Origin of the sequence: Streptomyces sp. NPDC007025 (assembly GCF_042869455.1) — a bacterium.
Taxonomy (GTDB): Bacteria; Actinomycetota; Actinomycetes; order Streptomycetales; family Streptomycetaceae; genus Streptomyces.
The window spans coordinates 380,029-404,035 of record NZ_JBIAFT010000004.1 but is presented as its reverse complement, the minus strand read 5'-3'; the positions used below and the strand labels follow the sequence as shown (position 1 = coordinate 404,035).

Here is a 24,007-nt window from a genome sequence, read left to right as displayed (position 1 = left end):
TACTGCTAGCTTGCCCACGCTCAATGAATCGAGCTTGTCCATACAGGTGACGGGCGCGAACCCCAGGAGTGGAAACGTGAAGGCAGACCATCTCAGCCGTAGGAGCCGCCTGTTGACCGCCGCGGCAGCGGTCGTCACTCTCTCCGCCGCGGCAACCGGCTGCGGCTCGGCACCGGCACAGGGCTCGGACAGCGAGGCGAGCAAGGCCCGCTCGGCCGCGGACCTGGGCGGCATGGACAAGCTGGTGGCGGCGGCGAAGAAGGAGGGCGAGCTGAACGTCTACGCCCTCGCGCCGACCTGGTCCAACTACGGCCAGATGATCAAGACCTTCGAGAAGAAGTACGGCATCGAGGTCCACAACGAGGACCCGGGCGGCAGCAGCCAGGGCGCGCTGAACGCCGCGGCCAAGCGCAAGGGCCAGGACCGCGCCGTCGACGCACTCGACCTGGGCACCGCGTTCATGCAGCAGGCCAAGACCAAGAAGCTGCTGGCCCCCTACAAGGTCAAGGGCTGGGACGCGATACCCGATTCGCAGAAGCAGTCCGACGGCTCCTTCATGAACAACTACGGCGGCTACATCTCCCTCGGCTGCGACGCCAAGGCCGTCAAGAAGTGCCCCAAGAGCTTCAAGGACCTGCTGAAGCCGGAGTACAAGAACAAGGTCGCCCTCAACGGCAACCCGAACGAGTCCTCCTCGGCCTTCTCCTCCGTCATCGCCGCCTCGCTCGCCAACGGCGGCGGCTTCGACGACGTGCAGCCCGGCCTCGACTTCTTCGAGAAGCTCAAGAAGAGCGGCAACTACGTGCCCGTCGAGTCCACCAAGGCCACCATCCAGAAGGGCGAGACGCCCATCTCCATCGACTGGGACTACCTCAACCTCGGCTACGGCGAGGAACTGAAGTCCAAGGGCGTGGACTGGAAGGTCAACGTGCCCACCGACGGCCAGTACTCGCAGTACTACAACCAGGGCGTCAACAAGTACGCGCCCCACCCGGCGGCCGCCCGGCTGTGGCTGGAGTTCCTCTACAGCCCCGAGGGCCAGAACATCTGGCTCAGGGGCTACTCGCGGCCCGCGCTGCTGGAGAAGATGACCGAGGACGGCACCGTCGACAAGAAGGCCGCCGCCAAGCTCCCCGAGGTCGAGGGCACGCCGAAGTTCCCCACGCACGCCCAGGAGGCCGAGGCGCAGAAGACCATCAGCGAGGGCTGGGGCGCGGCGGTCAGCTGATGGCTGTGACGACCCCCGCCTCCGCGGCCGACACCGCCGCCCCCGCGACCGGACGGCAGTCCGGCGCCACCCCGCCCGCGTCGGCGCGCCGCCGCGCGGGCGGCGGCGCCCGGCGCTGGCGCTGGCCCGCCGTCGTACCGTTCTTCGCCTTCATGGCCGTCTGCTTCGGCCTGCCCGCCTGCACCCTGGCCTACAACGCGTTCACCGTCGTCGACCCGGCCACCGGCGCCGACCACTACAGCCTGGAGAACGTACGCCACTCGCTGTCCGGCGCCTACGCCACCGGACTGGCAGGCAGCGTCAAACTCTCCCTGCTCAGCGCGGTGTTGGCCACCGTCCTGGGCACCGTCATCGGACAGGCGCTGCTCAGCTCCCGGAACGGGGCGCTGCGCAAGGCCGCCGTCTCGGCGTCCGGCGTCTTCGCCAACTTCAGCGGAGCACCGCTCGCCTTCGCCTTCATCGCCACCCTCGGCACCACCGGAACCGTGACCCGGCTGCTGCACCTGAAGAGCACCGGGTTCAGCCTCTACACCTTCACCGGACTGGTGCTGGCCTACCTGTACTTCATGGTGCCGCTGATGGTCGTCACAGTGCTGCCCGCACTCGACGGCGTCCGCACCCAATGGCGGGAGGCCGCCGCCTCCTGCGGCGCGACCAAGGCGCAGTTCTGGCGGCACGTGGGCCTGCCGGTGCTGATGCCCTCGCTGCTGGGCGGAGCCGTGCTGATGTTCGGCACCGCCTTCGCCTCGCACGCCACCGCCGCCGTGATGACGGGCAGCTCGGTACCCCTGATCACCATCCAGATCGCCAACGCGCTGTCCGGCAACGTCCTGGCCGGGCAGGAGAACCTCGCGCTCGCCATGAGCCTCAACATGGTGGTGATCGCGCTGCTCGTGATGGCCGTACAGATCCCGCTGCAACGACGGAGCAACCGATGGCTGGGCTGACCGCCACCCCCCGTATGCGCCGGGTGCGCAACCGCCCCTACGGCAGCTTCCTGGTCCTGCTGCTGGCCGCGCTCTACTTCCTCGTCCCCGTCGCCGCCTCCCTCTGGTTCACCGTCGACGACCCCGGCAAGGGTGTCACCTTCGGCGCGTACGCCCGGGGCCTGCGGGACGAGGGCATGGCCAGCAGCCTCGGCCTGTCGATCCGGCTCGGGCTGGCGACGGTCGCGCTCGGGCTGCTGCTGATGGTGCCCACCATGGTCGTCGTCGCGCTGCGGCTGCCCAGGCTGCGCCGCGTCGTCGAGGTGCTGTGCATGGTGCCGCTCATCATGCCGCCCGTCGCCCTCGTGGCCGGGGTCAGCACGGTGCTCTCCTGGGAGCAGGACCTGGCCGACACCCCGCTGTGGGCCACCTTCCAGGCGCTGCACAACAAGAGCTTCCCGCTGGTCCTCGTCCTCGTCTACACCGTCATGTCGCTGCCGTTCCTCTACCGTTCGCTGGACGGCGGACTGCGCGGCACCGACCTCAGGACGCTGGTCGAAGCCTCCCGCAGCCTGGGCGCCTCCCGGCTGGGCACGCTGTGCCGGGTCGTGGTCCCCAACCTGCGGCCCGCCATCGTCAGCGGCGCCGTCCTCAGCCTGGCCATGGTGCTGGGCGAGTACACCGTGGCGAGCGTGCTCGGATTCGAACCGTTCTCCGTGTGGATGGTGCACGTCGGCGACTACGAGGCCCAGCTCTCCGTCGCCGCCGCCATGCTCAGCCTGCTCATCACCTGGGGCCTGCTGCTCCTGCTCACCAACCTCGCCGGCGGACGCACCCGCAACCGGAACCGGACCGGCAACCGGAGGAAGACGACCGTATGACCACCACCGCGAGCACCGCGACCACCGCGAGCACCGCCGGGGCCGCATCCGGCACGGCGGCCACCCCCGAGGACCGGCCCGGCGGCGTCGGCCTGCGGCTGCGCGGACTGCAGCGCACCTTCGGCGCCACCACCGCGCTGGACGGGCTCGACCTGGACATCGCCCCCGGCGAACTGGTGGCCCTGCTGGGCCCGTCCGGCTGCGGCAAGACCACAGCGCTCCGCATCATCGCCGGATTCGAGAGCGCCGACCGGGGCGAGCTGCTCATCGGCGGCGAGGACGTGACCGCCGTGCCCGCCAACCGGCGGGACATCGGCATGGTCTTCCAGTCCTACAGCCTCTTCCCCACCATGACGGCCGCCGAGAACGTCGCCTACGGGCTGCGCGTCCGCAAGGCCCCCAAGGCGGAGCGGGCGGCGCGCGCCACCGAACTGCTGGAACTGGTCGGACTGCCGGGCCGCGAGAAGCACTACCCGCACCAGCTCTCCGGCGGCCAGCAGCAGCGCGTCGCACTCGCCCGAGCGCTGGCCATCCGCCCCCGGATCCTGCTGCTGGACGAACCGCTGTCCGCGCTGGACGCCAAGGTGCGGCTGCAACTGCGCGAGGAGATCCGCCGGCTCCAGCTCGAACTGGGCATCACCACCGTCTTCGTCACCCACGACCAGGAGGAGGCGCTGTCGATGGCCGACCGCGTCGCGGTGATGCGGGACGGCCGCCTGGAGCAGTGCGCCCCGCCGAACGAGCTCTACGAGCGGCCCGCGACGCCGTTCGTCGCCGAGTTCGTCGGCACGATGAACCGGCTGCCCGGCGTCGTCCGCGACCCCGGCACCGTCGAGGTGCTCGGACGGCGGCTCCCGGTGCACGGAGAGTGCCCCGGCACCGGCCGCGAAGTGGACGTCCTGCTGCGCCCCGAGGGGCTGAAGGTGCACACCGGCACCGGGGCGAAGGGCGAACCGGCGACCGTCCGGGTGGCCACCTTCCTCGGCGGCGTCACCCGCCTCCTGCTCACCACCGACTCCGGGGCCGAGGCCAAGGCCGACCTGCCGAGCTGGGAGGCGGAGACCCTCACCCCCGGAGCCCGCTGCACCCTCACCCCGCACGACAACCCCGTCCTGGTGGAGGAGGTCGCCCGCTGACGGGTGGTGGCCGGCGCTGACGGCTGGGGCACCGCTTGCGAGCCCGGGCCCGTCGTACGGGGGACGACGGGCCCGGGCGGTGCTTCGTCCCGGACAGACCCCTACGGCGTCCGGGGCCCGTACCCCTGGCCGGGAGCCGCCGAGGGCGCTCCCGCTAGGGGCGCTCCACCTTGGCGCCGAGATCCGCCAGCTTGTGCATGAAGTTCTCGTAGCCGCGGTTGATCAGATCGATCCCGTGCACCCGGGAGGTCCCCTGCGCGGCCAGTGCCGCGATCAGATACGAGAAACCACCGCGCAGGTCCGGGATGATCAGATCGCTGCCCTGCAGCTTCGTCGGTCCGGACACCACGGCCGAGTGCAGGAAGTTGCGCTGCCCGAAGCGGCAGGGCATCCCGCCCAGGCACTCGCGGTAGAGCTGGATGTGCGCGCCCATCTGGTTGAGCGCCGAGGTGAAGCCGAGCCGCGACTCGTACACCGTCTCGTGCACGATCGACAGCCCCGACGCCTGCGTCAGCGCCACCACCAGCGGCTGCTGCCAGTCGGTCTGGAAACCGGGATGCACGTCCGTCTCCAGCGCGATGGCGTTCAGCGGGCCGCCCGGGTGCCAGAAGCGGATGCCCTCGTCACCGATCTCGAACGCGCCGCCCACCTTCCGGAACGTGTTCAGGAACGCGATCATCGACCGCTGCTCGGCGCCGCGTACGAACACGCTGCCCTCGGTCGCCAGCGCGGCGCTCGCCCAGGAGGCCGCCTCCAGGCGGTCCGGCAGCGCGCGGTGGGTGTAGCCGCCGAGCTTGTCGACACCCGTGATGCGGATGGTGCGGTCCGTGTCCATCGAGATGATCGCGCCCATCTTCTGCAGCACGCAGATCAGGTCCTCGATCTCCGGCTCCACGGCCGCGTTGGACAGCTCGGTGACGCCCTCCGCCAGCACCGCCGTCAGCAGCACCTGCTCCGTCGAGCCGACCGACGGGTACGGCAGCCGGATCTTGGTGCCACGCAGCCGCTGCGGGGCCTCCAGATACTGCCCGTCGGCCCGCTTCTCGATCGTCGCGCCGAACTGCCGCAGCACGTCGAAGTGGAAGTCCACCGGACGCCCGCCGATGTCGCAGCCGCCCAGCCCCGGGATGAAGGCGTGGCCGAGCCGGTGCAGCAGCGGACCGCAGAACAGGATCGGGATCCGCGACGAGCCCGCGTGCGCGTCGATGTCCGCGACGTTGGCGCTCTCCACGTGGGAGGGGTCGAGCACCAGCTCGCCGGACTCGTCCCCGGTGCGGACCGTGACGCCGTGCAACTGCAGCAGCCCGCGTACGACCCGGACATCCCGGATGTCCGGCACGTTGCGCAGTCGGCTCGGTTCACTGCCCAGCAGCGCGGCGACCATGGCCTTGGGGACGAGGTTCTTCGCACCCCGGACACGGATCTCGCCCTCGAGCGGGGCGCCACCGTGGACGAGGAGTACGTCGGCTGGGCTGTCGGTCATGGATCTCCGCGATTCCGCGAGACGGGATGGGACAACAGGCAAGCGTAATGGCCCTGTCCGGTGCCGACCCAAGCCCGAGGGGGGTCCGCGACTGTCACAGGTACGCAATAACACGGAGGGTCGTCCAGCTGTCACCTCGGGTGCCGTATATGCGAGCTGCGGCGGATGCGTACTGCGGCGGATGCGGCCCGAGGTGCCCCGGGTGCCGAGCCGCTTTCGGGGCCTGAGGGCATGCGCTCCGCGGTGCGGGCGCTCCGCGGTGCTCCGCGGTACGGGTGCTCCGGGGTGCGCATTGCGGCTTGCGCAAGGTCGCCGAGGGGTCGCGGTGGGTCACCCGCGGGCGGCCCGTCGAGTGCGGGCGCCCCGCCGGTACCCACCCGGCCCGGCCCGTGAGCCGCCGCGCGCCGCGCTCCGCCCCGGCCTCGGGGCCCCGATCCGGCCATTGGGTCCCGCAAACGGCCCACGTGCGGGATCATTGGCGTATGACCGAGGTGTCCTCGCTCACCGGACGACTGCTCGTCGCCACACCGGTGCTGGCCGATCCGAACTTCGACCGCGCGGTGGTGCTCCTCCTCGACCACGACGAGGAGGGCTCACTGGGCGTGGTCCTCAACCGACCCACCCCGGTGGACGTCAGCGACATCCTGGAGCCGTGGGCCGCGCTCGCCGGCGAGCCCGGCGTCGTCTTCCAGGGCGGCCCCGTCTCGCTGGACGCGGCGCTGGGTGTCGCGGTGGTCCCCTCCGGTAGGGGCGACCGCTCCGACGGGGATCCGTCCGCCGGCGCCGACGGTGCCCAGGGCGGCACGCCCGGGCCCGGCGGCCCGCGGGCCGGGCGTGCGCGAGATGACGGGCCGGCGACGGAACCGCAGGACCGGCCCGGCGGACGCCCCCGCGAGGCGGACGCACCCGGCACCGCGGAGAGCACGGATGCCGAGGCCGCGCCCGCCGACGGGCGCGGAGCGACGGCGGACACCGGTACCGCCGGGCGGCAGCCGACGGGAGAGCCCGGACCCGCCGAGCCCGGACCCGCCGAGCGCGGGGCCACCGACGGAAGCGGTACCGGAGGCCGCGGGGCGACCGGCGACCGCGCTGCCGGTGACCGCGGGCCGACCGGCGACTCCGGTGCGGATGACCGCGGGCGCAGGCAGCCGCACGAGCGGGGCCCCGCGGGCGGAACCGAGCCGGTGGGCGAGGGCGGCACGGATGCGGAGGCCGACGCCGAGCACGGCGACGCGGGGTCCGAGACGGACACCGTCCTCGACACGGACGGGCCGCTCGGATGGCGCCGCGTGCACGGTGCCATCGGCCTCGTCGACCTGGAGGCCCCGCCCGAGCTGCTCGCCGCCGAACTGGGCTCCCTGCGGATCTTCGCCGGATACGCGGGATGGGGCCCGGGGCAGCTGGAGAAGGAGCTGTCCGAGGGTGCCTGGTACGTCGTCGAGTCCGAACCCGGCGACGTCTCGTCGCCTGCCCCCGAGCGGCTGTGGCGGTCCGTCCTGCGCAGGCAGCGCAGCGAGTTGGCGCTGGTCGCCACGTATCCGGACGACCCGTCCCTGAACTGAGCCCGCGGCCGGCCGGGGGTGCGGCGGGCGGTGCCCGGTCCGAGCCCGGGGCCACTCGGCAGCGGGTCCGAACTGGGGTCCGCGCGGGACTCCCGACGGGTGACCCGTGTCCCGGCCCATGCCTGACGTGTTCCGGTCGCATGAGTACCCTTGGACTGCATGAGCACTCTTGAGCCCGAGCGCGGGGCGGGCACCGGCACACTCGTCGAACCGACCCCGCAGACGTCGCACGGTGACGGCGATCACGAGCGATTCGCCCACTATGTCCAGAAGGACAAGATCATGGCGAGCGCGATGGAGGGGACACCCGTCGTCGCGCTCTGCGGGAAGGTCTGGGTCCCGGGTCGCGACCCGAAGAAGTACCCGGTCTGCCCGATGTGCAAGGAGATCTACGAGACGATGGGTGCCGGAGGGGACAAGAACGGCAAGGACGGCAAGGGCGGCGACAAGAAGTAGCCCGCCCCCGCGTCTGAGCTCAGCGCCCCCGCGCCCCCGCGCACCGCGGCTCCGTGCCGCGCGCGTCTCACGCTGCCGCCCAGCCCGTACCCGGTACGGGCTGGGCGGCAGTGCTGTTTGCCACAGCCTTCTCCCCCTGATTCGGGACCGTTGTGCTCCGCTTCCCGCTGGTGAAGTCGGTGGGTGGGGTGCGGGGTGCGCTGCTACCGTCAGGTGCACGACAGTTACCTGATGCTACCGGGAGTTTGTTGTGCGTCCGACCCGTTCTGCTGTTCCGCTGGCCGCTGTCGCGGTGGCCGTTGCGCTGCTCGTCTCCGGGTGCGGTGGGGGTGACGACGGTGACGGGAAGAGCGGCACGATCGACGGCGCCGAGGACGCGGGGAAGAAGTCGCCGAGCGCCGAGTCGACTTCGCCGGGCAATGGGGATGCGCCGGGTGATTTCCGCACGTCCGACATCGAGTTGCCGGATGACCTTGAGTTGGTGTTCGACTGGGACCAGCCCTCGGATCCGGACAAGGCCGCCGCGCTGGACGGGGCAGCGGACTATATGCGGGCTCAGATGCACGCTGTGGCGGAGCAGGATCCAAAGGATCCGGTACTGGCGAAGCATGTGGTGCCCTTGCAGACCGCGCAAGAATACGCAGCCCTACTGGTCAAGGCGCACGTCAAGGACGGTGTCACGGTTACCGGCCAGGACCGTTATTACCGGGAAGAAGTCGGCGATGTAACCGATGAGAATCTGGCCGAAGTCTCCTTTTGCGTGGACCAGTCAGACTTCTTCGCCAAGAAGATCAAGAATGGGAAGGTCTTGCGCACGGAGGAAAATGCGTCAAGCTACATGCGCTTCACTATGGTGATGGAGAAGGAGAAGGAGTCGGCACTCTGGAAGGCGCGTACTTTCCAGTACAAGCCAAAGGCGGTGAAGCAGTGCAAAGGCTGATGATCGTCTCTGGGGTTTGTGTTCTGGTGCTCGTCGGCGCTGCCCCGGCAGCGCTCGCCAACAACGATAGACGAGACGTCGGAGGAGCCTTCCAGGAAGGAGGTAGTTTTGAGAACGGCAATGCGCAGGCCAGCGCTGCGGGATCGCGAACCGTGAACTACTCCGGTGACGGTGCGGGTGGCAGTAGTGAGGGTGGGGGTGGGAGGCTTTCGGTTCCGGGTGGGGATTGGTCTCCGCCGCCGTGTTGGTATGCGCCGAAGTATTCTCCTCGGGAGTTGAAGGAGAAGATTGATGATTCGCCGTTTTCGGTGACGGGGCGGGATCCGGACAACGGTGGGCAGAAGCAGGATACGGATCTGGCGATCCGGGAGAAATATGAGTCGGGGGATTACGACAACTATAATCTGGAGAAGGAGGGGGAGGGGCGGTTCTGGGCGGCGGTGCCGAATCCGGATGAGAAGGATGCGGCGAGGGCCCAGTCGTGTACGGAGTTGCCGTTCTGGGTGGAGAACGGTGAGGTGCCGGATGTGGAGCATGCGATCAGTCCGCAGATCCTCTCGAAGCTGGCGTATGCGCGGATCAGGGTGCCGGATACGCGGGTGGAGATGAATCCTGCGGGTCGGCAGACGGTGAATCTGCCGACGTGGGTGTGGCTGGATGAGGGCCGGTACAGGAAGTTGTCGGTGCGGGCGTCGGTGGATCTGGGTGGGGGCCGGGAGATCTGGGCGCGGACCACGGCGGAGCCGGAGGCGCTGAAACTGGATCCGGGCACGGACAGTGCGAGGCTGCATCCGGGTTCGGGCGAGTGCGGTGTCGAGGATGACGGCAGCATCGGCACGGAGTATGTGAAGGGCAGTGGGAAGAAGGCGCCGCCGTGCGGGGTGACGTATCTGAAGGCCACCCGGGGCGGGGGGAGTTATACGTTGCGTTCGACGTTGACGTGGTCGGCGTCGTGGGAGGGCAGCGGTGGTGCGGGTGCCGAGGACTTGCCGAACGGCGAGTTCGGCGGCCGGCAGGACGTCACCGTCCAGGAAATCCAAGCCATCAACTAGGCCGTTTCGTTCAGATCATCTGATCGTCGGTCCTGGTGTGTCGTTGTCGGCGACGGCCGTTGCCGCCCGCTGGCCTCCACTCACCGCCGGGCAGGCCGGCGACGCGCCCGCCTTCGAAGCCGTGATGCCCGCCGTACGCGTGCCTGGGCCGCCACTTCAAAACGGTGACCAGCACCATCCCACTCCCCTGGCTGCACACCCAGCACATCCGGCACGCCCCAGGTGCTGGAGACCGCTGGTGATCCCGTCGCTGCCATCACCACGGCCACCAGCATGGACACAGCCCTGCGCCGACACTGCGCCCGCACGAGGGGCCTCCCACTGGACTCCTGTCGCTCCGCGCCCCGCCCCGGCAGTGTTCGGGCTCGTGGCCTGTAACCCGACTGCTGGCACTTGGATCACTACTCCAGTCGCCGGAGGGTGACAGGCATGGGCGGCGGTGAGGAGGGTGACGTGGTGGTGCCATCCGTGCCGAGTGCGGCCTTCGACGTGGTGCAGGCTGGCGCTTGGGACACACCAGACGCCTCATCCGGCACCACCACCCCCTCATGCCGGCCGGAACGTCGGCCACTGTCCGCCTGGGACAAGCAGTGCACCCGATCCGATGACACCCCGCACAGCGGACAGGCCACGGCGCGCTGGGCGTCCGTGCCCGCACCACGATCCGCTCATCCTCGCCGGGCACATCCCCTACGACCAGCGGCGACAGCCCCGAAATCACGGTACTCACAAACTCGTCGACATTCTTCACGAATGTCAACAAGCCTCAGGACTCTCTGTCACCACCGATAGCGAGCACACTCTGCTCCGGGAGGGTAGCGGTCGTCGTGCGTGCCCCAGTGTGCAGCAGCCGCCTGTAGGCCCAGGTCAGCAGAGCGATCACGGCTGCCATCAGGGTGGCGTTGACTGCGTACTTGGCAGTAAGGGAGGTGTGTCCGCCCAGCGGCTCGACCACGAACGAGAGCGCCGTGTTCACCACGAGGGCGGCGCCGCCGACCATGAGTGCGTGGCGTCGGTCCCAGTCCCGGCGGCGTGACCAGAACAGCAACAGGCAGCCGCCCAGTGAGAGCACTGTCACGTCAAGAACGCTGCCCGACCAGCCGGCGGGCGCGAGTTGGTGGGTGGTCATCACCCCCACAGCCCCGCCGCCGACCAGCCACGGCGGGGGCACCCGACCCGAGAAGGCCGCAGGGCGGCGTGGCAGGGCGAACGCAGCCGCAGCAAGGGCGGTAGCGACAGCCGCGGTGGCGCCCAGTTGTGTCGCGCTCGCCATGAAGTTCCTGGTGTGCTCGTGGAAGAACACCACAACCGCCAACGCGTACAGCACGAGCAGTACCGTTATGCCGACGCGCCCCAGCCATGGACGGTCGGCCAGTCGCGGAACACAGGATTCGATCACCACGATCGGTGCCGCGAAGCTCCAGATCACGTGGCCGACGACGAAGTTCATCAGATGGTGGACGCTGATGCCTGCGGCGGGGACGAGGGTGGGCAGACGCTCCTGGGACCAGGAAGGGTCGCTGATGAAGTGCGGGTTGAACAGGCTCTGGTCGATCAACCCCGCCTGGAACAGTCCGAAAGCTGCGCTCAGCAGAAGAATGCTCGGCCATCCCCGGCCGGTTCGGCGCGCGACCTCTCTGATGAGGACGGCCACCGTTCCATAGAGCGGGGCCAGGAACAACAACCCGGAAACCAGCTCCCACGGGCGCCCGATGATGCTGTCGTAGCCAATGAGGTATTCGGCACAGACAGGAGACAGAACGAGGAGTGCCAGCACCGCTGCCAGTCTGCGGAACAGCGGTGGCCGCCGGGGTGAGACGGAACTCTCGGATTTCATACGGATCCCTTGGGTGCGCAGTGCAGGAGGCGATGCAGGGCGCCGCTTCTCGCAGGCGCCGACGGAATTTCCCCGACTGTAGGCACGACGTACCGGCCGGTGGATCAGCCTTTGGTCTGTCAAGGCACAACGAAAGTTCCGCGCATCAATCTGCTCGCACTCCACTCCCGGGCCACTTCGTCCAGTCCGCCGGGCCGTTTCGTTTGGTTCAGCGGGCGGACCAGGTGAAGATGCCCGCGCGGGGGAGTCCGGCGAGGTTGAGGGTCGTGGTCTTGTCGTATCGAGTGGCCGGGCCGCGCCACTGCTTCAGGCGGTTGATGCACCGCCCGACGGTGGTGCGCTGCTTGTACGCTTCCCGGCCGCAGGCGGGTGGCCCGCCGCCTTGACTGCCGCGCCGCAGGCGGTGGGCTTGCTGGTCCGCAGGCACGGGGATGACAGCCCGGACGCCTCTGCGCCGCAGATGGGTCCGGATCGTCCGCGAGGAGTACGCCTGCTGTGTGCGCAGACTGACCGACCACGAGGGCAGAAGCTCGCAAGAAGAGCGCCGTGAACACCCTGGCTCGGTCGAGGCGAACTCCGGGCCACTGCGGCAGCGCACCGTCGCCAACTCCAATCATCGCCACCACATCCCCCAGACACGAGCCCTCCGCGCCTACCAGCGCAGGCCCAACACCAACGCCGGCCTCCCAGACGTCACCCGCAGCTCAACGCCGTGAACGCGCCCGTATCCGCGCTGAGAAGGGCATTCGCTGGGGCGGCAGCCACTTCCAAGTCGCGACTTGAGCCGGCCCGGCGAAACCCAGAGGGTCGCAGCATCAGCTTCGGCTGCGCAGCATCGACATCAGCAGTCCGTGGGTCTCCTCGTCGGCGGCGACCACATGCCCACGGCCTGCCTCACCTGTCGGGGCACCGTCGATGCCGGTGACAACGCAGCCGGCAGCCCGGCGCACAGCGATGCCGGCCGCGAAATGGACGCTCCTGGAGAGGTCGCCGCCATCGGTGATATACGCGGCGCGCTTGCCGGCAGCCACCCAGGCCAGCGCCGGCGTCGTGAACGCGACCCGGGGCCGGAAGCGTTCGATGAACTCAGGGTGGGCCGGCAGATTCACGGCCCGGAACCGAGGCGCACTCGGGAACGGCGGATCCAGGTTGACGTCCACCAACCGGGTGGCGGGGGTGGGCGTCAGCAGTGCGTCGTCGGTCCCGTCATGCCGCACCCGGGCGGTCTCCCCGTGGGTGAAGAACACCTCGCCGCTGAACGGGTCGGTCACGGCCGCCGCCCCCTCGCGCAGCGAGACGTTGACGGCCACCAGCATGTTGCCGACGGCGTAGTTCAGTGTGCCGCACAGAGGATCCACCAACCACTGGCGCACAGCGTCAGCGTGGCCGTGTTGCCCGCTTTCCTCGCCGAGCACCGCGTCGTCGGGCCGTGCGGCGCGGATGACGCCGAGGATCGTCTTCTCGGCCTCCACATCCGCGTCGGTGGTGAAGTCCCCGGCACCCTTGTCGATGCGGTTCAGCCGCTGGCCGTAGATGCGCGCGGACCACGTCCGCGCCGGCCTGCGCCGCGGCTGTCGCGACTGCCGCATCGTCGGAACTCGCATACGACTCGATCATGTCGTGCAGACTGTCGAGGCGAAGCTGCCGCCCGGCGAAACTTTCCAGTCAGCGCACTGGCCGACCGTGTCACACGTCAGCCGTGTCACCGCGTCCGTCGCCCGGCGGTCGGATGACGGCGCACGCGGCCGTGCCGCCCGGGAGACGGTGCCGGTTGGCGGCGATGAGGCGGTAGCCCAGGTGGGCGACCCAGCGGACGGGCGGCAGGGTCAGTAGGGCGCCGGCGACGGTCCAGGCGCCGTCCGCGCTGAGCAGAGCTTTCGCCACTGCCTGCGCGCCGCCGTACACGGTACCGAGCGGGGTCACCCACAGCACCTCGTGTTCCGCACGCTCGCGGGTGACTCCGAGGGCGGCCAGGTCGGCGGACTGCCACGGTTCGCTCTCACAGCGGGGACGCACATGGCGTTCGCCGAAGCGGAGCGCGGCGGTGCAGAAGGCGCAGTCCCCGTCGTAGACGAGAACCGGGTGTACCGGTCGTGCCGGGTGGCCGGACGGGACCCGAGGCCCGCTCGGCAGGGATCGGGTTCGCATGCGGTCATCGTCCCGCACCGGCTGGGGCGCGCGCAGCTCCGGCGTGCGCCGGTTCGTGCTCGGCCTACGGTCTTTCCATCGCGAGCCTGCCGGCGAACGCGATCATGGCAACCCCGCCGCCGGCCTTCAGCGCCCGGATACGGCGTCTCCTCCCCAGGAACCAGCTCCGCAGGGAGCCGGCCGCACAGACCCAGGTGGTCTCGATGAGCGCCTGGGTGACGCCTCCCGCGAGGCCGATGATCAGCAGCTGGGCGACAGGATGTCCGAGCGAGTGGTCGACGAACTGGGGCAGGACGGCCATCAGCGACACGACACTCTTCGGGTTGGCGACACCCACCAGGAAGCCCTGGCGCACTGCTCGCGTCCTCGATGTCCCGCCCGGGACATCGCCTGTGGCCGAGGGCTCGTCCTCGGAGCCGGACCGGGCGGCGCGCAGCGCACCGACGCCCAGCCAGAGGAGGTAGCAGGCGCCCGCGACCTTGACCGCCATGAAGAGCTTGGCCGAGGTCGCGACGATCGCTCCGAGGCCGGCGACTACGAGCGCCAGCAGCACAAGTCCGCCCAGGGCATTTCCCAGCACGATCCACATGGCGGATCGACGCCCCAGCGTGACGGCACGGCTGGTCGCGAGCAGGACGGAGGGCCCCGGGATCGCCGACAGCACCGCTGACAGAGTCAGGAATCCGACGACCAGGCTCAGATTCACGGGCACAGGCCGGACGATAGCCGACGGGGGATTCCCCCGGGACCCTTGCCGTTCGGGCCGGTACGACATGCCTCCGGCGAGCCGGGCGGACCGCACCGACCCTGGCGACGATTCCGTGCCCCGATCCAGCGGACTTCCCCGCTCACCGCACTAGTTGCCGTCGCCCGCGCGGAACGGGAGGGTCAGCCAGGGGCTTTCGGGGTCGGTGGTCAGGACGCGGTGGGCGGTCAGCATGTCCTCGTACCACGACCCGAACTCCTCCTCGTCGAAGTGCAGGCAGCGGCCCAGGATGTACCCGGCGGAGAAGTCCTCCCAGGAGCGGTAGCCGACCGCACTGACCCGGCCGGCGCGCAGGACGGCGTCCTCGGCCTCCGGCAGTGTGCAGAAGCGGGACGCCAGACCGAAGCGGGCCATGTTGGCGGCGCGGCCGTAGTCCCAGGCCGCCGCGGAGCGCACGAACCGCCCCTCGGGCAGCAGCCCGTCGGCGCGGAACCGTGACTCGTACCGGGTGATGCGGCCGATCAGCCGCTTCACCCCGTCGATCTGCCACTCCACCTCCTCCTCGCTGGGGCCCTCGGTCCGGGTCACCCCGTCCGGGGTCAGCTCGATGGTGGCTGTGGCGATCCGCTTGCGCAGCACCCGTTCCGCCGCCTGCCGCCAGTGCGCGGGCTCCACCTGCCCGCCGAAGTCCTGGGCCAGACTGTGCCGCAGACCAAGAGTGAACTCCCACACCGGGCTGCTCATCTCGTTGGTCAGCAGCTCCTCCTGGTACTGCTGCCACTTCTGCCGTGTGGTGACGCCCCACCAGCGGTCGAGCGCCCGCCGCTCGTCGGTGTAGCCGTTCCCGTGGCCGAGGGAGTTCCAGTAGACGCCGTTGTTCACCGACAGCAGGGCGCCGCAGGCGAGTCCGCGTGCGACGGGTCCGGAGCGCGGGCCGCCCAGCCACAGCGTGCGGAGGGTTCCGTGCGCGCAGACGTGGTCGACCCGGTCGGCGTGCTGCTTCCACAGTGCGCACAGCGACCGGCTGGCCGGGAAGTACGCCTCGCAGGGCGAGCCGGGATTGACGGCCAGCCACTGCGGGTCCTGAGCGGACCAGTCCCGGGCGTAGTCGCCGAGGCTCTCGGAGATGAAGACCGGGTCCTCGACCGGCGCCGGGAGCATGGCCTCCGTGTACACGGCCGCACACCAGCTCTGCACCTCCGCGCGCCAGACCGGTTGCATCCGGGCCGGGAGGTGCCCGGGGTTGGCGTCCAGCCACGGCCGGGAAGCGAGCCGGTACAGGTACTGGCCCGCCAGCACATCCAGATAGCCCGCCCAGTCGTGCCGGCACTTGGCCTCGTACAACCGCTGCTCCACCACACTGGGAGCCTCCGCCCACGCGGGCGCCGCCGTGTCGGCCCCCGCTGCCCCCGCGGCCTCTTCGGCCGCCCCCCGCTTCCACATCTGTCGCCCTCGCACTCAGTTGTCGCCGTCGGCCGCGTTCTGTTCGCCGTCCCACCCTGCCCGACGGCTCAGCGGGGCGGTCGAACGGCCGGGGCATCACCATGTTGGCGAACACCAGCAGGCTCCCGCGCAGATGGTCTCTCCCCTTCCACGCCTTCCAAGGTGGTGGCGCGCGCCTGGTTTCCGGATGCACACCATGCGGAGCGGGCGACGGCATGGGCACGCGCGGACCGCTGCGGGCATGGGTGGGTGACCTCCGGCGACTCGCTGAACGCGGAGCGGGGCGCTCACTTGCTCCGAGAACGACCGAAAGTGACCATCGGGTCAACGCGCGGTCAGATGATCAGGGTAGCGCCGCGCGGGCGGAAGTGCATGTGCCAAGGGCGTGGGGCGTGCATGCGACGGTGGCGTTCGCCGGTCCTAGATCGTTTCTTGTGGTGGACTGCGGTGAGGGAACGTGATCCACACGACGTACGCGGTTGCCCTCGTCAGCGGGGCATACGCCGTCCCAACTCCTGTGCCCTCGCGCGGAGGCCCGCTGACCAGGTTGTGCCTTCCGCAGGGGCGGACACGCCTGCCACGGTGGAGACCTGCACCTCGTCGAGCGGGGCTTCCGAGGCGGCTCCGTGTCGCGTCCAGTCCACCTTGATCCCGGCACGTTCCGCCAGAACGAGCACTGTGGCAGTGAAGCCTTCGCAGAGCGCGTGCCGGATCGTGTGGTGCGTCTTTCGATGCTGTGCCAGAAGGGCGCTGACGAAGATCTCGAAGGTGTCGGGGCTGATCTGGCACTCGTCGTTCACCATCGGCCCGATGCCCGACGGAAGGTCCAGTTCCGCTTCGAAGACGCCTACCTGGCGTTGGAACATGCGAGAGACTCCGTTGGACGGATTCCACAGTGTCTCGTCGCCGATGTCGAAGTACTGACTCATCTCGGTGCCTCCAAGCCGGTCAGGACACGGCCCTCTCGGCTCGACGGCTTCGTATTTCGTACCCGTCGATGCGCCGCGGGCGAACCCCCGGGGGGGTTCAGAACAGCAGGCGGACGGCCGGTATCACCACGTAGACGAAGACCAGCAGGCTTCCCACCGCTGCCGCGATGACCCGTCCCCGCGTGATCCTTCCCCTGCCCACGCCCGCCGAGCGGGGTGGTGCCCAACCGGCCCCGGGGTGCGCTCCGTACGGGTTGGGCGGTGCGGTGGGAAGGCGCGGGGGCCGCTGGGCCATCGGGCGGTGACCTCCGGGGCTGGTGGGTCGGGAGGGACGCTTGCTGCTGCGCTCATCCGACCGACGGTGTGCACCGGGTGTGCCCCCGGTCGCCGGATGCACCGGATCCGTCGGCTGGGTCTGATCACCAGGTCACCAGGCCGTCACGTGGTCGGATCTTCAGGATAGCGGTCTGCCCGGGGCCTTCGTGCTTCGGCCGCCGCATCACGAGGACGTTCCCGGATGCGTCGGCGACGACACTGCCGCGCCCGGCCGCCCGGCCGCCCGGCCGTCCGGGCTCCCGGTACGGTCAGTTCGCGGCGTTCCGGGAGCGGAGGCGGCGGAGCATCCGCGGGTCGGTGAAGCCGACCTCGTGCGCGGCGGTGTCGGTGGTGGCTCCGTGGGAGAGGAGGTGCTCGGCGCGTTCGAGGCGGAGGGTCTGCTGGTAGCGCAGCGGGGTCAGGCCGCCGGTGGCGCGGGTGAACAGGCGGGTCAGGGTGCGGGCGCTGACCCCGGCGTCGGCGGCCAGCCGGTCCAGGGTGAGGGGTTCGGCGAACCGGGTGTCGATGAGGTCCTGGACGCGGTGCACGGTGTCGTCGAGGTGCGAGCGGTACCGCAGGACGGCGCTGGCCTGCGGCTCGTCGCCGTTGCGGCGGGCGTAGACGACCATGCTCCGGGCCACCTGCGCGGCGAGCGCGGGTCCGTGCCGTACGGACAGCAGGTACAGGGACAGGTCGATGCCGCTGGCGATCCCGGCGGAGGTGACGACCCGGTCGTCCGTGGTGAACAGGACGTCGCGAACGACCTCGGCGTGCGGGAATCGGCGGGCGAGTTCGTCCTGGAGTTCGTGGTGCGTGGTGCAGCGCCGACCGTCCAGCAGCCCCGCCTCACCCAGCGCCTGCGCCCCCGAGCAGACGCTCGCCACCGTGCCGCCGCCTGCGTGGTGCGCGGCGATGCGGGCGAGCGTCCCGTCGCCGAAGGGGTGCGGGCCGCGGCGCGCGGAGTGCCAGCCCGGCACCACGAGCAGATCGTCCCGGTCCAGGTCCGGGGGCCATGCGGTCTCGGCGCCCAGCGGCAGGCCCTGGGCGCTGTGGATCAGCTCCCGCTCGCCGACGTAGTCGAGTCGGTAGGGCTTGCCGAGCCCGGCCGCGGTGCTGAAGACCTGGGCGGGGCCGGCGAGGTCGAGCAGATGGACGCCCGGGGCGAGGAGGAGGACGACGCGGGTCACGCGGAGGATGCTGCCAGGTGTGCGGGGTTCCCCTCCACGGGCCCGGCCGCCGCTCCGGTGTCCGGCCCGGCCGCGAGTTCGGCCTCCCGCTCGGCTTCCAGTTCGGCGACGGTGGTGATCCGTGCGAAGCGGTCGCGCAGTACCGCGACCGTCCGATCGACGACGGCCTCGGCGCTCAGGCCGCCGACGGGGTTGGTGGTGGTGGCGTCCACGGGGAACGACACCCGGTAGCCGAGGTCGCTCGCGATCCGGGTGGTGGTCTCGACGCACTGTTCGGTGCGGATGCCGCAGACGACGAGCTCGGTGACGCCCGCGCCGGTCAGCAGCTGCTGCAGCGGTGTGGTGGTGAACGCGTTGTGCGAGGTCTTGCGCAGCACGGGTTCGTCGGCGGACGGCTGGTCGAGTTCGGACATCAGCCGCACCTGGCCCTGCTCGGGGTCGAAGACGTTGCCGCTGCCGGGTTCGGTGTGCAGTACCCAGATCACCTGGTCCCCGGTGGCGCGGGCGAGCCGGACGAGCCTGTTCACCGGCTCGGTGATGTCCGGGTCGGCGATGGTCGTCCAGAGGTCGGTGCGGGCCCGGAAGGATTCCTGGACGTCGATGACGATCAGCGCTCTGTTCATGCCGACAGTCTGGTCGGCGGCGGGGCGCCGGTGACAGGCACGATCGGGGCCGGTGGCGGAACGATCCGGTCACCCCCGTGCCAGGGGTGCCATCCCGTGTCCGGCTCCCCGCTTGCCGCTCCGCCTCCTCTCGGTATCCGCTCCGCCTCCACTCCCCCCTGGGATTCCCGCCTTTGCTGGTTCGGACCTATTGCCCCCGCGTATGCCCGCCCGTAGCCTCTCGCGCAGTTGTGCAGAGCGAAACGCACGTTGCACATGTTGCAACCGCATGCTTGGGGGTCGCGTCATGACGGTCGGCAAGGACAGACAGCACAGGAACGGGCGACGCCTTCTCGCCCCATTCATGGCACTCGGGCTGGCGGCAGCGGCGCTCGCCGGATGCGCACCCGGCACCTCCGGCGGCGAGGGCGGCGGCGACGAGAAGAGCGGCACGGTCCGCGTCTGGCTCTTCCGTGAAGTCGGCAACAAACCCAAGGAGAAGGTCGTCCGCAAGGTGGTCGACCGGTTCGAGAAGCAGCACGACGGCGTGCGGGTCGACGTGCAGTACATCCCCGTCGACAGCCGGGCCGAGAAGATCAAAGGAGCCTTCAACGACCCCGACTCGGCGCCGGACGTCATCGAGTACGGCAACACCGACACCGCCGGATACGTCGCCGACGGCGGACTGGCCGACATCAGCGCCGAGTTCGCGAAGTGGGACGCCGCGGACGACCTGGACCCGACCGCCGAGAAGTCCGTCACCGTGGAGGGCAAGCAGTACGGCGCGCCGCTCTTCGTCGGGGTCCGCGCCCTCTACTACCGCACCGACGTCTTCGAGGATCTGGGCCTGAAGCCGCCCCGCACACTGGACGAACTGACCCGCACGGCGGAGCAGATCCACGCCGAGCGCGAGGACATGTACGGCATCGCTGTCGGCGGCGCCTACACCTACGGCGCCATGCCCTTCATCTGGGCGCACGGCGGCGCGCTGGCGGAGAAGGACGGCGAGGGGACGTTCCAGGCGGCCGTCGACAGCCCCGAGGCCCGCAAGGGCATCGCCGCCTACGCCTCCCTCTTCGGCGACGGCAACTGCCCTGCGGCCAAGTGCGCGGCCATGGGCGGCAACGACACGGTGGAAGCGTTCGCGGGCGGCAAGGCCGCCATGGCCATCGGCGGCGACTTCAACCGGCAGGCCATGGAGGACGGCGCGGCCGCGGGGAAGTACGCCGTCGTCCCGCTGCCCGGCACCGAGAAGGGCAGCGTGGCGCCCGCCTTCGCCGGCGGCAACAATCTCGGCGTCCTCAAGAGCACCCGGCACCGCAGCCTCGCCGTCGACCTGGTGGAGCAACTGGCGGGCAAGCGCACCCAGGAGCGGCTGTTCGACGCCATGGGCTTCCTGCCCACCTTCGCCGGCACCCGCAAGAAGGTCGCCGCGCGGGAGCCGTTCGTCGAACCGTTCGTGGCGACCCTGGAGGCGGGTACCGAGTTCGTGCCCGTCAGCCCGGCGTGGGGCAGGATCGACGCCTCGCAGATCCTGCCCGGGATGTTCCAGCGGATCGTCAGCGGCAAGCAGGACGTGGCCGAAGCCGCCGCCGACGCGGCCGGGAAGATGGACGAGGCATTCCACCCGTGAGCGTCCGGGATCGCGCGTCCGCCCGTGCCCCCGCCCGCGATCGCGGGCCCGCCCGCGCCCGGCCGCTCCGGCACGCCGGCTGGACGCCCTGGCTCTACCTCGCTCCCGCGCTCGTGGTGCTGGCCGGGCTGCTCGTCTACCCCGTCTACCAACTCGGGCTGATCTCCGTACTGGAGTACACCCAGGCGCAGGTCAGCGGCGGCGAGCCGACCAGCTTCCAGGGGCTGGCGAACTACGCCGAACTGCTGGGCGACGCCCAGTTCTGGGACGTGCTGCTGGCGACGCTGGTGTTCGCGGGCTGCTGCGTGCTGGGCACCGTGGCGGTCGGCTGCGGGCTGGCGGTGCTGCTCACCCGGATCCGGGCGCTGCCCCGGCTGCTGCTGATGCTCGCGTCCCTCGGCGCCTGGGCCACCCCCGCGATCACCGGTTCCACCGTGTGGGTGTTCCTCTTCGACCCCGACTTCGGCCCGGTCAACCGGATGCTGGGGCTGGGCGACCACTCCTGGACGTACGGGCGGTACAGCGCGTTCACGCTCGTCCTCCTCGAGGTCGTGTGGTGCTCGTTCCCGCTGGTGATGGTGGTGACGTACGCGGGCATCCGGGCCGTGCCCACCGAGGTGCTGGAGGCCGCCGCACTGGACGGTGCCGGGGTGTGGCGGACCTGGCGCAGCGTGCTGGCGCCGATGCTGCGCCCGGTGCTGATTGTGGTGACCATCCAGTCGGTCATCTGGGACTTCAAGGTCTTCACCCAGATCTATGTGATGACCGACGGAGGGGGTATCGCCGGGCAGAACCTGGTGCTGAACGTCTATGCCTACCAAAAGGCGTTCGCCTCGGCCGAGTACAGCCTCGGCTCGGCAATCGGCGTCGTCATGCTGCTGATTCTGCTCGCGGTCACGCTGGTCTATCTGAAGCTGCTCCGCAGGAACGGGGAGGAGATATGAGCACGAGACCGGTAGCACGCGCCCGGGCGCGGCGGCCCTGGCGTTCCATGGCCGACGGCGCCGCCGTGCTCATCGCCGCGGCGGTCGCATTCCCGCTGTACTGGATGGTGCTCTCCGCGTTCAAACCGGCCGGGGAGATCCGCTCCGACCGGCCCGTTCCCTGGACGCTCTCGCCGTCCCTCGACGCGTTCCGCCGCGTCTTCGCACAGGAGGATTTCGGCCGCTATTTCCTCAACAGCCTGCTGGTGGCGGGCACGGTGGTGGTCGCCTCGGCCCTGCTCGCCTTCCTCGCCGCCACCGCCGTCGCCCGCTTCCGGTTCCGGCTGCGGACCACGCTGCTCATCCTCATCCTCACCGCGCAGATGGTGCCGGTCGAAGCGCTGACGATTCCGCTGTTCTTCCTCATGCGGGACATCGGGGCCCTCAACACCCTCCTCTCTCTCGTCCTTCCGCACCTGGCCTTCTCGCTGCCGTTCGCCATCTGGATGCTGCGCGGATTCGTGAAGGCCGTTCCCGAGGCCCTGGAGGAGCAGGCGTTCATCGACGGAGCCGGCCGGACGCGCTTTCTGTGGCAGATACTCTTCCCGCTCGTCCTGCCCGGACTGGTCGCCACGAGCGTCTTCTCCTTCATCTCCACCTGGAACGACTTCCTCTTCGCCAAGTCGTTCATCATCAGCGCCACGGAGAACTCGACCCTGCCGATGGCGCTGCTCGTCTTCTTCGACACCGAAACCCCCGACTGGGGCGGTGTGATGGCCGCCTCCACGGTGATGACCGTGCCCGTGCTCGTCTTTTTCGTCTGCGTGCACCGCCGCCTGGTCTCCGGGCTCGGCGGGGCCGTGAAATAAGGAGGACCGAACATGTCGGCCACTGGCTGGGCGGGGCTCGTCCCGCGTGCGCGCGAGGTGCGGCAGGACGACGGCCCGCCCTTCGTGTGGGGGAGCGGTACCGCGCTCGTCGCCGGCCCGGGGGCGCGCGGCGCCGCCCGCTGGCTGCGCGGCCTCGCGGCGCTCCCCTGGCGCGAGGGGCCCGGGACGCCGGAAGCCCCCGGGACGCAGGAGCACCCCGAGTATCCCGAGCACCCCGCGAACACTGTCGAGTTGCGCATCGACCCCGACCGCGCCCCCGAGTCCTACCTGCTGCACGTCACCGCCGACCGGGTGCTCGTGGCGGGCGGGGACGCCGCCGGGGTGTTCCGCGGGGTGCAGACACTGCGCCAGCTGCTGCCGCCCGCGGCGTTCCGCCGGGCCGCGACCGCCGGCTCCTGGGAGGTGCCGGCCGGCGCCGCCGAGGACGCCCCGCGGTTCGGCTGGCGCGGGCTGCTGCTCGACACGGCCCGGCACTTCGTGCCCAAGGACGGCGTACTGCGCACCCTCGATCTGCTCGCCCTGCACAAACTGAACGTCCTGCACCTCCATCTGACCGACGACCAGGGCTGGCGGATGGAGATCCGCCGCCACCCGCGGCTGACCGAGGTCGGCGGCTGGCGCTCCCGCACCCGCGTCGGCCACCGCGCCTCGCCGCTGTGGGACGAACGCCCGCACGGCGGCCACTACACCCAGGACGACCTGCGCGAGATCGTCGCGTACGCGGCGGAGCGGCACATCACCGTCGTGCCCGAGATCGAACTGCCCGGTCACTCGCAGGCCGCCATCGCGGCGTACCCGGAACTCGGCTCGGCGGACGGCGGCGCGCAGGTGTGGACCGACTGGGGCGTCAGTCCGCACCTGCTGGCTCCCACGGACGAGGTGCTGCGCTTCTACGAACAGGTGCTGGAGGAGGTGCTGGAGGTCTTCCCGTCCCCGTTCGTGCACATCGGCGGGGACGAGACGCCCAAGGACCAGTGGCGGGAGTCGGCCGTCGCCCAGGAGCGCATCGCCCGCGAGGGGCTGCGCGACGAGGACGCCCTCCAGGCGTGGATGGTGCGGCACTTCGACCGCTGGCTCGCCGAACGCGGACGCCGGATGACCGGCTGGGACGAGATCCTCCAGGGCGGCACGCTGCGGGACGGGCTCACTCCGGGAGCGGTCGTCTCCTCCTGGCGGGGGTACGAAGGGGGCGTCGCCGCGGCGCGCGCCGGCCACGATGTGGTGATGTGCCCCGAGCACGAGCTGTACCTCGACCGGAGGCAGGCGCCGGGGGAGGACGAGCCCGTGCCGCTGGGGTACGTCTCCACACTGCGCGACGTGTACGGGATGCAGCCGGTACCCGCCGAGCTGGAGCGGGAGGGGCACGCGGAGCGGGTGCTGGGGGTGCAGGCCAACATGTGGACCGAGTGCGCCGAGAACGTCCAGCGGCTGGACTACCAGATGTTCCCGCGGCTCGCCGCCGTCGCCGAGCTGGCCTGGTCCGGACCGGGCCACGCCTACGACGATTTCGCGGCGCGCCTGGCGGAGGCGCACCTCGCCCGCCTCGACGCCTGCGGGGTCGGCTACCGTCCTGCCGCCGGGCCCCGGCCCTGGCAGCGGCGGCCCGGGATTCCGGGGCGCCCCCTGGAGTGAACAGGCCGCCCGGCGCTCCCCTTTCCGTCATCCCCTCGCTTTCCCCGATTTCACCACCATTCCACGGCGGACACGGGTCAAACGGTGCGAAAGTGCCC

General features: G+C 70.4%; 20 protein-coding genes and 5 pseudogenes. 14 read left to right on the top strand and 11 right to left on the bottom strand.

Annotation, left to right across the window (positions count from 1 at the left end):
* Positions 1–76 precede the first annotated feature (76 nt).
* Genes ACFYMO_RS10575 through ACFYMO_RS10560 form a run of 4 tightly spaced genes read left to right on the top strand, consistent with a single transcriptional unit; the run spans position 77 to position 4,171 of the window.
* Positions 77–1,228 carry an extracellular solute-binding protein gene (locus tag ACFYMO_RS10575; RefSeq protein ID WP_366773231.1) on the top strand — a complete coding sequence of 384 codons (1,152 nt, stop codon included), beginning with the start codon at positions 77–79 and terminating at the stop codon, positions 1,226–1,228.
* The gene (locus ACFYMO_RS10570; protein WP_366773232.1) at positions 1,228–2,175 is read left to right on the top strand and encodes an ABC transporter permease subunit; all 948 of its coding nucleotides are present in this window, start codon (positions 1,228–1,230) and stop codon (positions 2,173–2,175) included. The genes ACFYMO_RS10575 and ACFYMO_RS10570 overlap by 1 nt, the downstream gene beginning before the upstream one ends.
* 14 nt (positions 2,176–2,189) lie before the next feature.
* Positions 2,190–3,035 (top strand): ABC transporter permease, encoded by an 846-nt coding sequence (locus ACFYMO_RS10565; protein WP_388545693.1) that lies wholly within the window; start codon positions 2,190–2,192, stop codon positions 3,033–3,035.
* A complete protein-coding gene (locus tag ACFYMO_RS10560) occupies positions 3,032–4,171 on the top strand; it encodes an ABC transporter ATP-binding protein (RefSeq protein WP_366773233.1) in 1,140 nt (379 codons plus the stop codon). The genes ACFYMO_RS10565 and ACFYMO_RS10560 overlap by 4 nt, the downstream gene beginning before the upstream one ends.
* A 154-nt stretch (positions 4,172–4,325) precedes the next feature.
* Here the strand turns inward: ACFYMO_RS10560 and murA are convergent, their stop codons facing one another.
* Positions 4,326–5,654: a UDP-N-acetylglucosamine 1-carboxyvinyltransferase gene (murA, locus tag ACFYMO_RS10555; RefSeq protein ID WP_019357564.1), complete on the bottom strand. Its 1,329-nt coding sequence runs from the start codon at positions 5,652–5,654 to the stop codon at positions 4,326–4,328.
* A gap of 482 nt (positions 5,655–6,136) precedes the next feature.
* Between murA and ACFYMO_RS10550 the strand changes: the two are divergent.
* From ACFYMO_RS10550 to ACFYMO_RS10530, 5 genes and pseudogenes are all read left to right on the top strand, one after another.
* Positions 6,137–6,358, top strand: a pseudogene (locus ACFYMO_RS10550) (YqgE/AlgH family protein); the annotation flags it as partial.
* Between the two features lie 558 nt (positions 6,359–6,916).
* Positions 6,917–7,216 (top strand): annotated as a pseudogene (locus tag ACFYMO_RS10545) (YqgE/AlgH family protein); the annotation flags it as partial.
* 159 nt (positions 7,217–7,375) lie between these two features.
* Positions 7,376–7,672 carry a DUF3039 domain-containing protein gene (locus ACFYMO_RS10540; protein WP_019357562.1) on the top strand — a complete coding sequence of 99 codons (297 nt, stop codon included), beginning with the start codon at positions 7,376–7,378 and terminating at the stop codon, positions 7,670–7,672.
* A gap of 250 nt (positions 7,673–7,922) precedes the next feature.
* Positions 7,923–8,612, top strand: coding sequence for a hypothetical protein (locus ACFYMO_RS10535; RefSeq protein ID WP_388545571.1), 690 nt, complete (start codon positions 7,923–7,925; stop codon positions 8,610–8,612).
* A 275-nt stretch (positions 8,613–8,887) separates the two neighbouring features.
* A complete protein-coding gene (locus tag ACFYMO_RS10530) occupies positions 8,888–9,664 on the top strand; it encodes a hypothetical protein (RefSeq protein ID WP_388545568.1) in 777 nt (258 codons plus the stop codon).
* Positions 9,665–10,430: 766 nt separating this feature from the next.
* On the opposite strand, the gene ACFYMO_RS10525 is transcribed toward ACFYMO_RS10530, so the two are convergent.
* Together ACFYMO_RS10525 and ACFYMO_RS10520 are read right to left on the bottom strand one after the other, a co-directional pair.
* A complete protein-coding gene (locus ACFYMO_RS10525) occupies positions 10,431–11,441 on the bottom strand; it encodes a hypothetical protein (protein WP_388545566.1) in 1,011 nt (336 codons plus the stop codon).
* A gap of 268 nt (positions 11,442–11,709) precedes the next feature.
* Positions 11,710–11,994 (bottom strand): annotated as a pseudogene (locus tag ACFYMO_RS10520) (IS5/IS1182 family transposase); the annotation flags it as partial.
* A gap of 70 nt (positions 11,995–12,064) precedes the next feature.
* Here ACFYMO_RS10520 and ACFYMO_RS10515 point away from each other — a divergent pair.
* A pseudogene (locus ACFYMO_RS10515) lies at positions 12,065–12,284 on the top strand (IS630 family transposase); the annotation flags it as partial.
* A 32-nt stretch (positions 12,285–12,316) separates the two neighbouring features.
* Here ACFYMO_RS10515 and ACFYMO_RS10510 read toward each other — a convergent pair.
* The 8 genes and pseudogenes from ACFYMO_RS10510 to ACFYMO_RS10475 form a co-directional block, all read right to left on the bottom strand.
* Positions 12,317–13,118 (bottom strand): annotated as a pseudogene (locus tag ACFYMO_RS10510) (inositol monophosphatase family protein).
* 69 nt (positions 13,119–13,187) lie between these two features.
* The gene (locus tag ACFYMO_RS10505; RefSeq protein WP_366769679.1) at positions 13,188–13,649 is read right to left on the bottom strand and encodes a DUF393 domain-containing protein; all 462 of its coding nucleotides are present in this window, start codon (positions 13,647–13,649) and stop codon (positions 13,188–13,190) included.
* 64 nt (positions 13,650–13,713) lie between these two features.
* Positions 13,714–14,361 (bottom strand): LysE family translocator, encoded by a 648-nt coding sequence (locus tag ACFYMO_RS10500; RefSeq protein WP_366769680.1) that lies wholly within the window; start codon positions 14,359–14,361, stop codon positions 13,714–13,716.
* A 144-nt stretch (positions 14,362–14,505) separates the two neighbouring features.
* Complete coding sequence (locus tag ACFYMO_RS10495; RefSeq protein WP_366769681.1) at positions 14,506–15,798, bottom strand: DUF1266 domain-containing protein; 1,293 nt, start codon at positions 15,796–15,798, stop codon at positions 14,506–14,508.
* Positions 15,799–16,286: 488 nt separating this feature from the next.
* Positions 16,287–16,727: a DUF6086 family protein gene (locus ACFYMO_RS10490; RefSeq protein WP_388545561.1), complete on the bottom strand. Its 441-nt coding sequence runs from the start codon at positions 16,725–16,727 to the stop codon at positions 16,287–16,289.
* 97 nt (positions 16,728–16,824) lie between these two features.
* Positions 16,825–17,022, bottom strand: a complete 198-nt coding sequence (locus tag ACFYMO_RS10485; RefSeq protein WP_366769683.1) for a hypothetical protein — start codon at positions 17,020–17,022, stop codon at positions 16,825–16,827.
* A gap of 289 nt (positions 17,023–17,311) precedes the next feature.
* Positions 17,312–18,229 carry a GlxA family transcriptional regulator gene (locus ACFYMO_RS10480; protein ID WP_388545558.1) on the bottom strand — a complete coding sequence of 306 codons (918 nt, stop codon included), beginning with the start codon at positions 18,227–18,229 and terminating at the stop codon, positions 17,312–17,314.
* On the bottom strand, positions 18,226–18,852 hold the full coding sequence (locus ACFYMO_RS10475) for an isochorismatase family protein (RefSeq protein WP_366769685.1): 627 nt from the start codon (positions 18,850–18,852) through the stop codon (positions 18,226–18,228). Before ACFYMO_RS10475 ends, ACFYMO_RS10480 begins: the two co-directional genes overlap by 4 nt.
* A 343-nt stretch (positions 18,853–19,195) precedes the next feature.
* Between ACFYMO_RS10475 and ACFYMO_RS10470 the strand changes: the two genes are divergently transcribed.
* The 4 genes from ACFYMO_RS10470 to ACFYMO_RS10455 are packed head-to-tail and all read left to right on the top strand — an operon-like array spanning position 19,196 to position 23,909.
* The gene (locus ACFYMO_RS10470) at positions 19,196–20,464 is read left to right on the top strand and encodes an extracellular solute-binding protein (protein ID WP_366769686.1); all 1,269 of its coding nucleotides are present in this window, start codon (positions 19,196–19,198) and stop codon (positions 20,462–20,464) included.
* A complete protein-coding gene (locus ACFYMO_RS10465; protein ID WP_366769687.1) occupies positions 20,461–21,408 on the top strand; it encodes a sugar ABC transporter permease in 948 nt (315 codons plus the stop codon). The genes ACFYMO_RS10470 and ACFYMO_RS10465 overlap by 4 nt, the downstream gene beginning before the upstream one ends.
* Positions 21,405–22,256: a carbohydrate ABC transporter permease gene (locus tag ACFYMO_RS10460; RefSeq protein ID WP_366769688.1), complete on the top strand. Its 852-nt coding sequence runs from the start codon at positions 21,405–21,407 to the stop codon at positions 22,254–22,256. The genes ACFYMO_RS10465 and ACFYMO_RS10460 overlap by 4 nt, the downstream gene beginning before the upstream one ends.
* A gap of 12 nt (positions 22,257–22,268) precedes the next feature.
* A complete protein-coding gene (locus ACFYMO_RS10455; RefSeq protein ID WP_366769689.1) occupies positions 22,269–23,909 on the top strand; it encodes a beta-N-acetylhexosaminidase in 1,641 nt (546 codons plus the stop codon).
* Positions 23,910–24,007 lie beyond the last annotated feature (98 nt).

Bases quoted from the DNA above. Each gene is read 5' to 3' on its own strand.
- ACFYMO_RS10505 (WP_366769679.1), bottom strand. From the start codon at position 13,649: ATGCGAACCCGATCCCTGCCGAGCGGGCCTCGGGTCCCGTCCGGCCAC.
- ACFYMO_RS10460 (WP_366769688.1), top strand. From the start codon at position 21,405: ATGAGCACGAGACCGGTAGCACGCGCCCGGGCGCGGCGGCCCTGGCGT.
- ACFYMO_RS10490 (WP_388545561.1), bottom strand. From the start codon at position 16,727: ATGAGTCAGTACTTCGACATCGGCGACGAGACACTGTGGAATCCGTCC.
- murA (WP_019357564.1), bottom strand. From the start codon at position 5,654: ATGACCGACAGCCCAGCCGACGTACTCCTCGTCCACGGTGGCGCCCCG.
- ACFYMO_RS10475 (WP_366769685.1), bottom strand. From the start codon at position 18,852: ATGAACAGAGCGCTGATCGTCATCGACGTCCAGGAATCCTTCCGGGCC.
- ACFYMO_RS10470 (WP_366769686.1), top strand. From the start codon at position 19,196: ATGGCACTCGGGCTGGCGGCAGCGGCGCTCGCCGGATGCGCACCCGGC.
- ACFYMO_RS10565 (WP_388545693.1), top strand. From the start codon at position 2,190: ATGCGCCGGGTGCGCAACCGCCCCTACGGCAGCTTCCTGGTCCTGCTG.
- ACFYMO_RS10485 (WP_366769683.1), bottom strand. From the start codon at position 17,022: ATGGCCCAGCGGCCCCCGCGCCTTCCCACCGCACCGCCCAACCCGTAC.
- ACFYMO_RS10560 (WP_366773233.1), top strand. From the start codon at position 3,032: ATGACCACCACCGCGAGCACCGCGACCACCGCGAGCACCGCCGGGGCC.
- ACFYMO_RS10540 (WP_019357562.1), top strand. From the start codon at position 7,376: ATGAGCACTCTTGAGCCCGAGCGCGGGGCGGGCACCGGCACACTCGTC.
- ACFYMO_RS10455 (WP_366769689.1), top strand. From the start codon at position 22,269: ATGTCGGCCACTGGCTGGGCGGGGCTCGTCCCGCGTGCGCGCGAGGTG.
- ACFYMO_RS10495 (WP_366769681.1), bottom strand. From the start codon at position 15,798: ATGTGGAAGCGGGGGGCGGCCGAAGAGGCCGCGGGGGCAGCGGGGGCC.
- ACFYMO_RS10570 (WP_366773232.1), top strand. From the start codon at position 1,228: ATGGCTGTGACGACCCCCGCCTCCGCGGCCGACACCGCCGCCCCCGCG.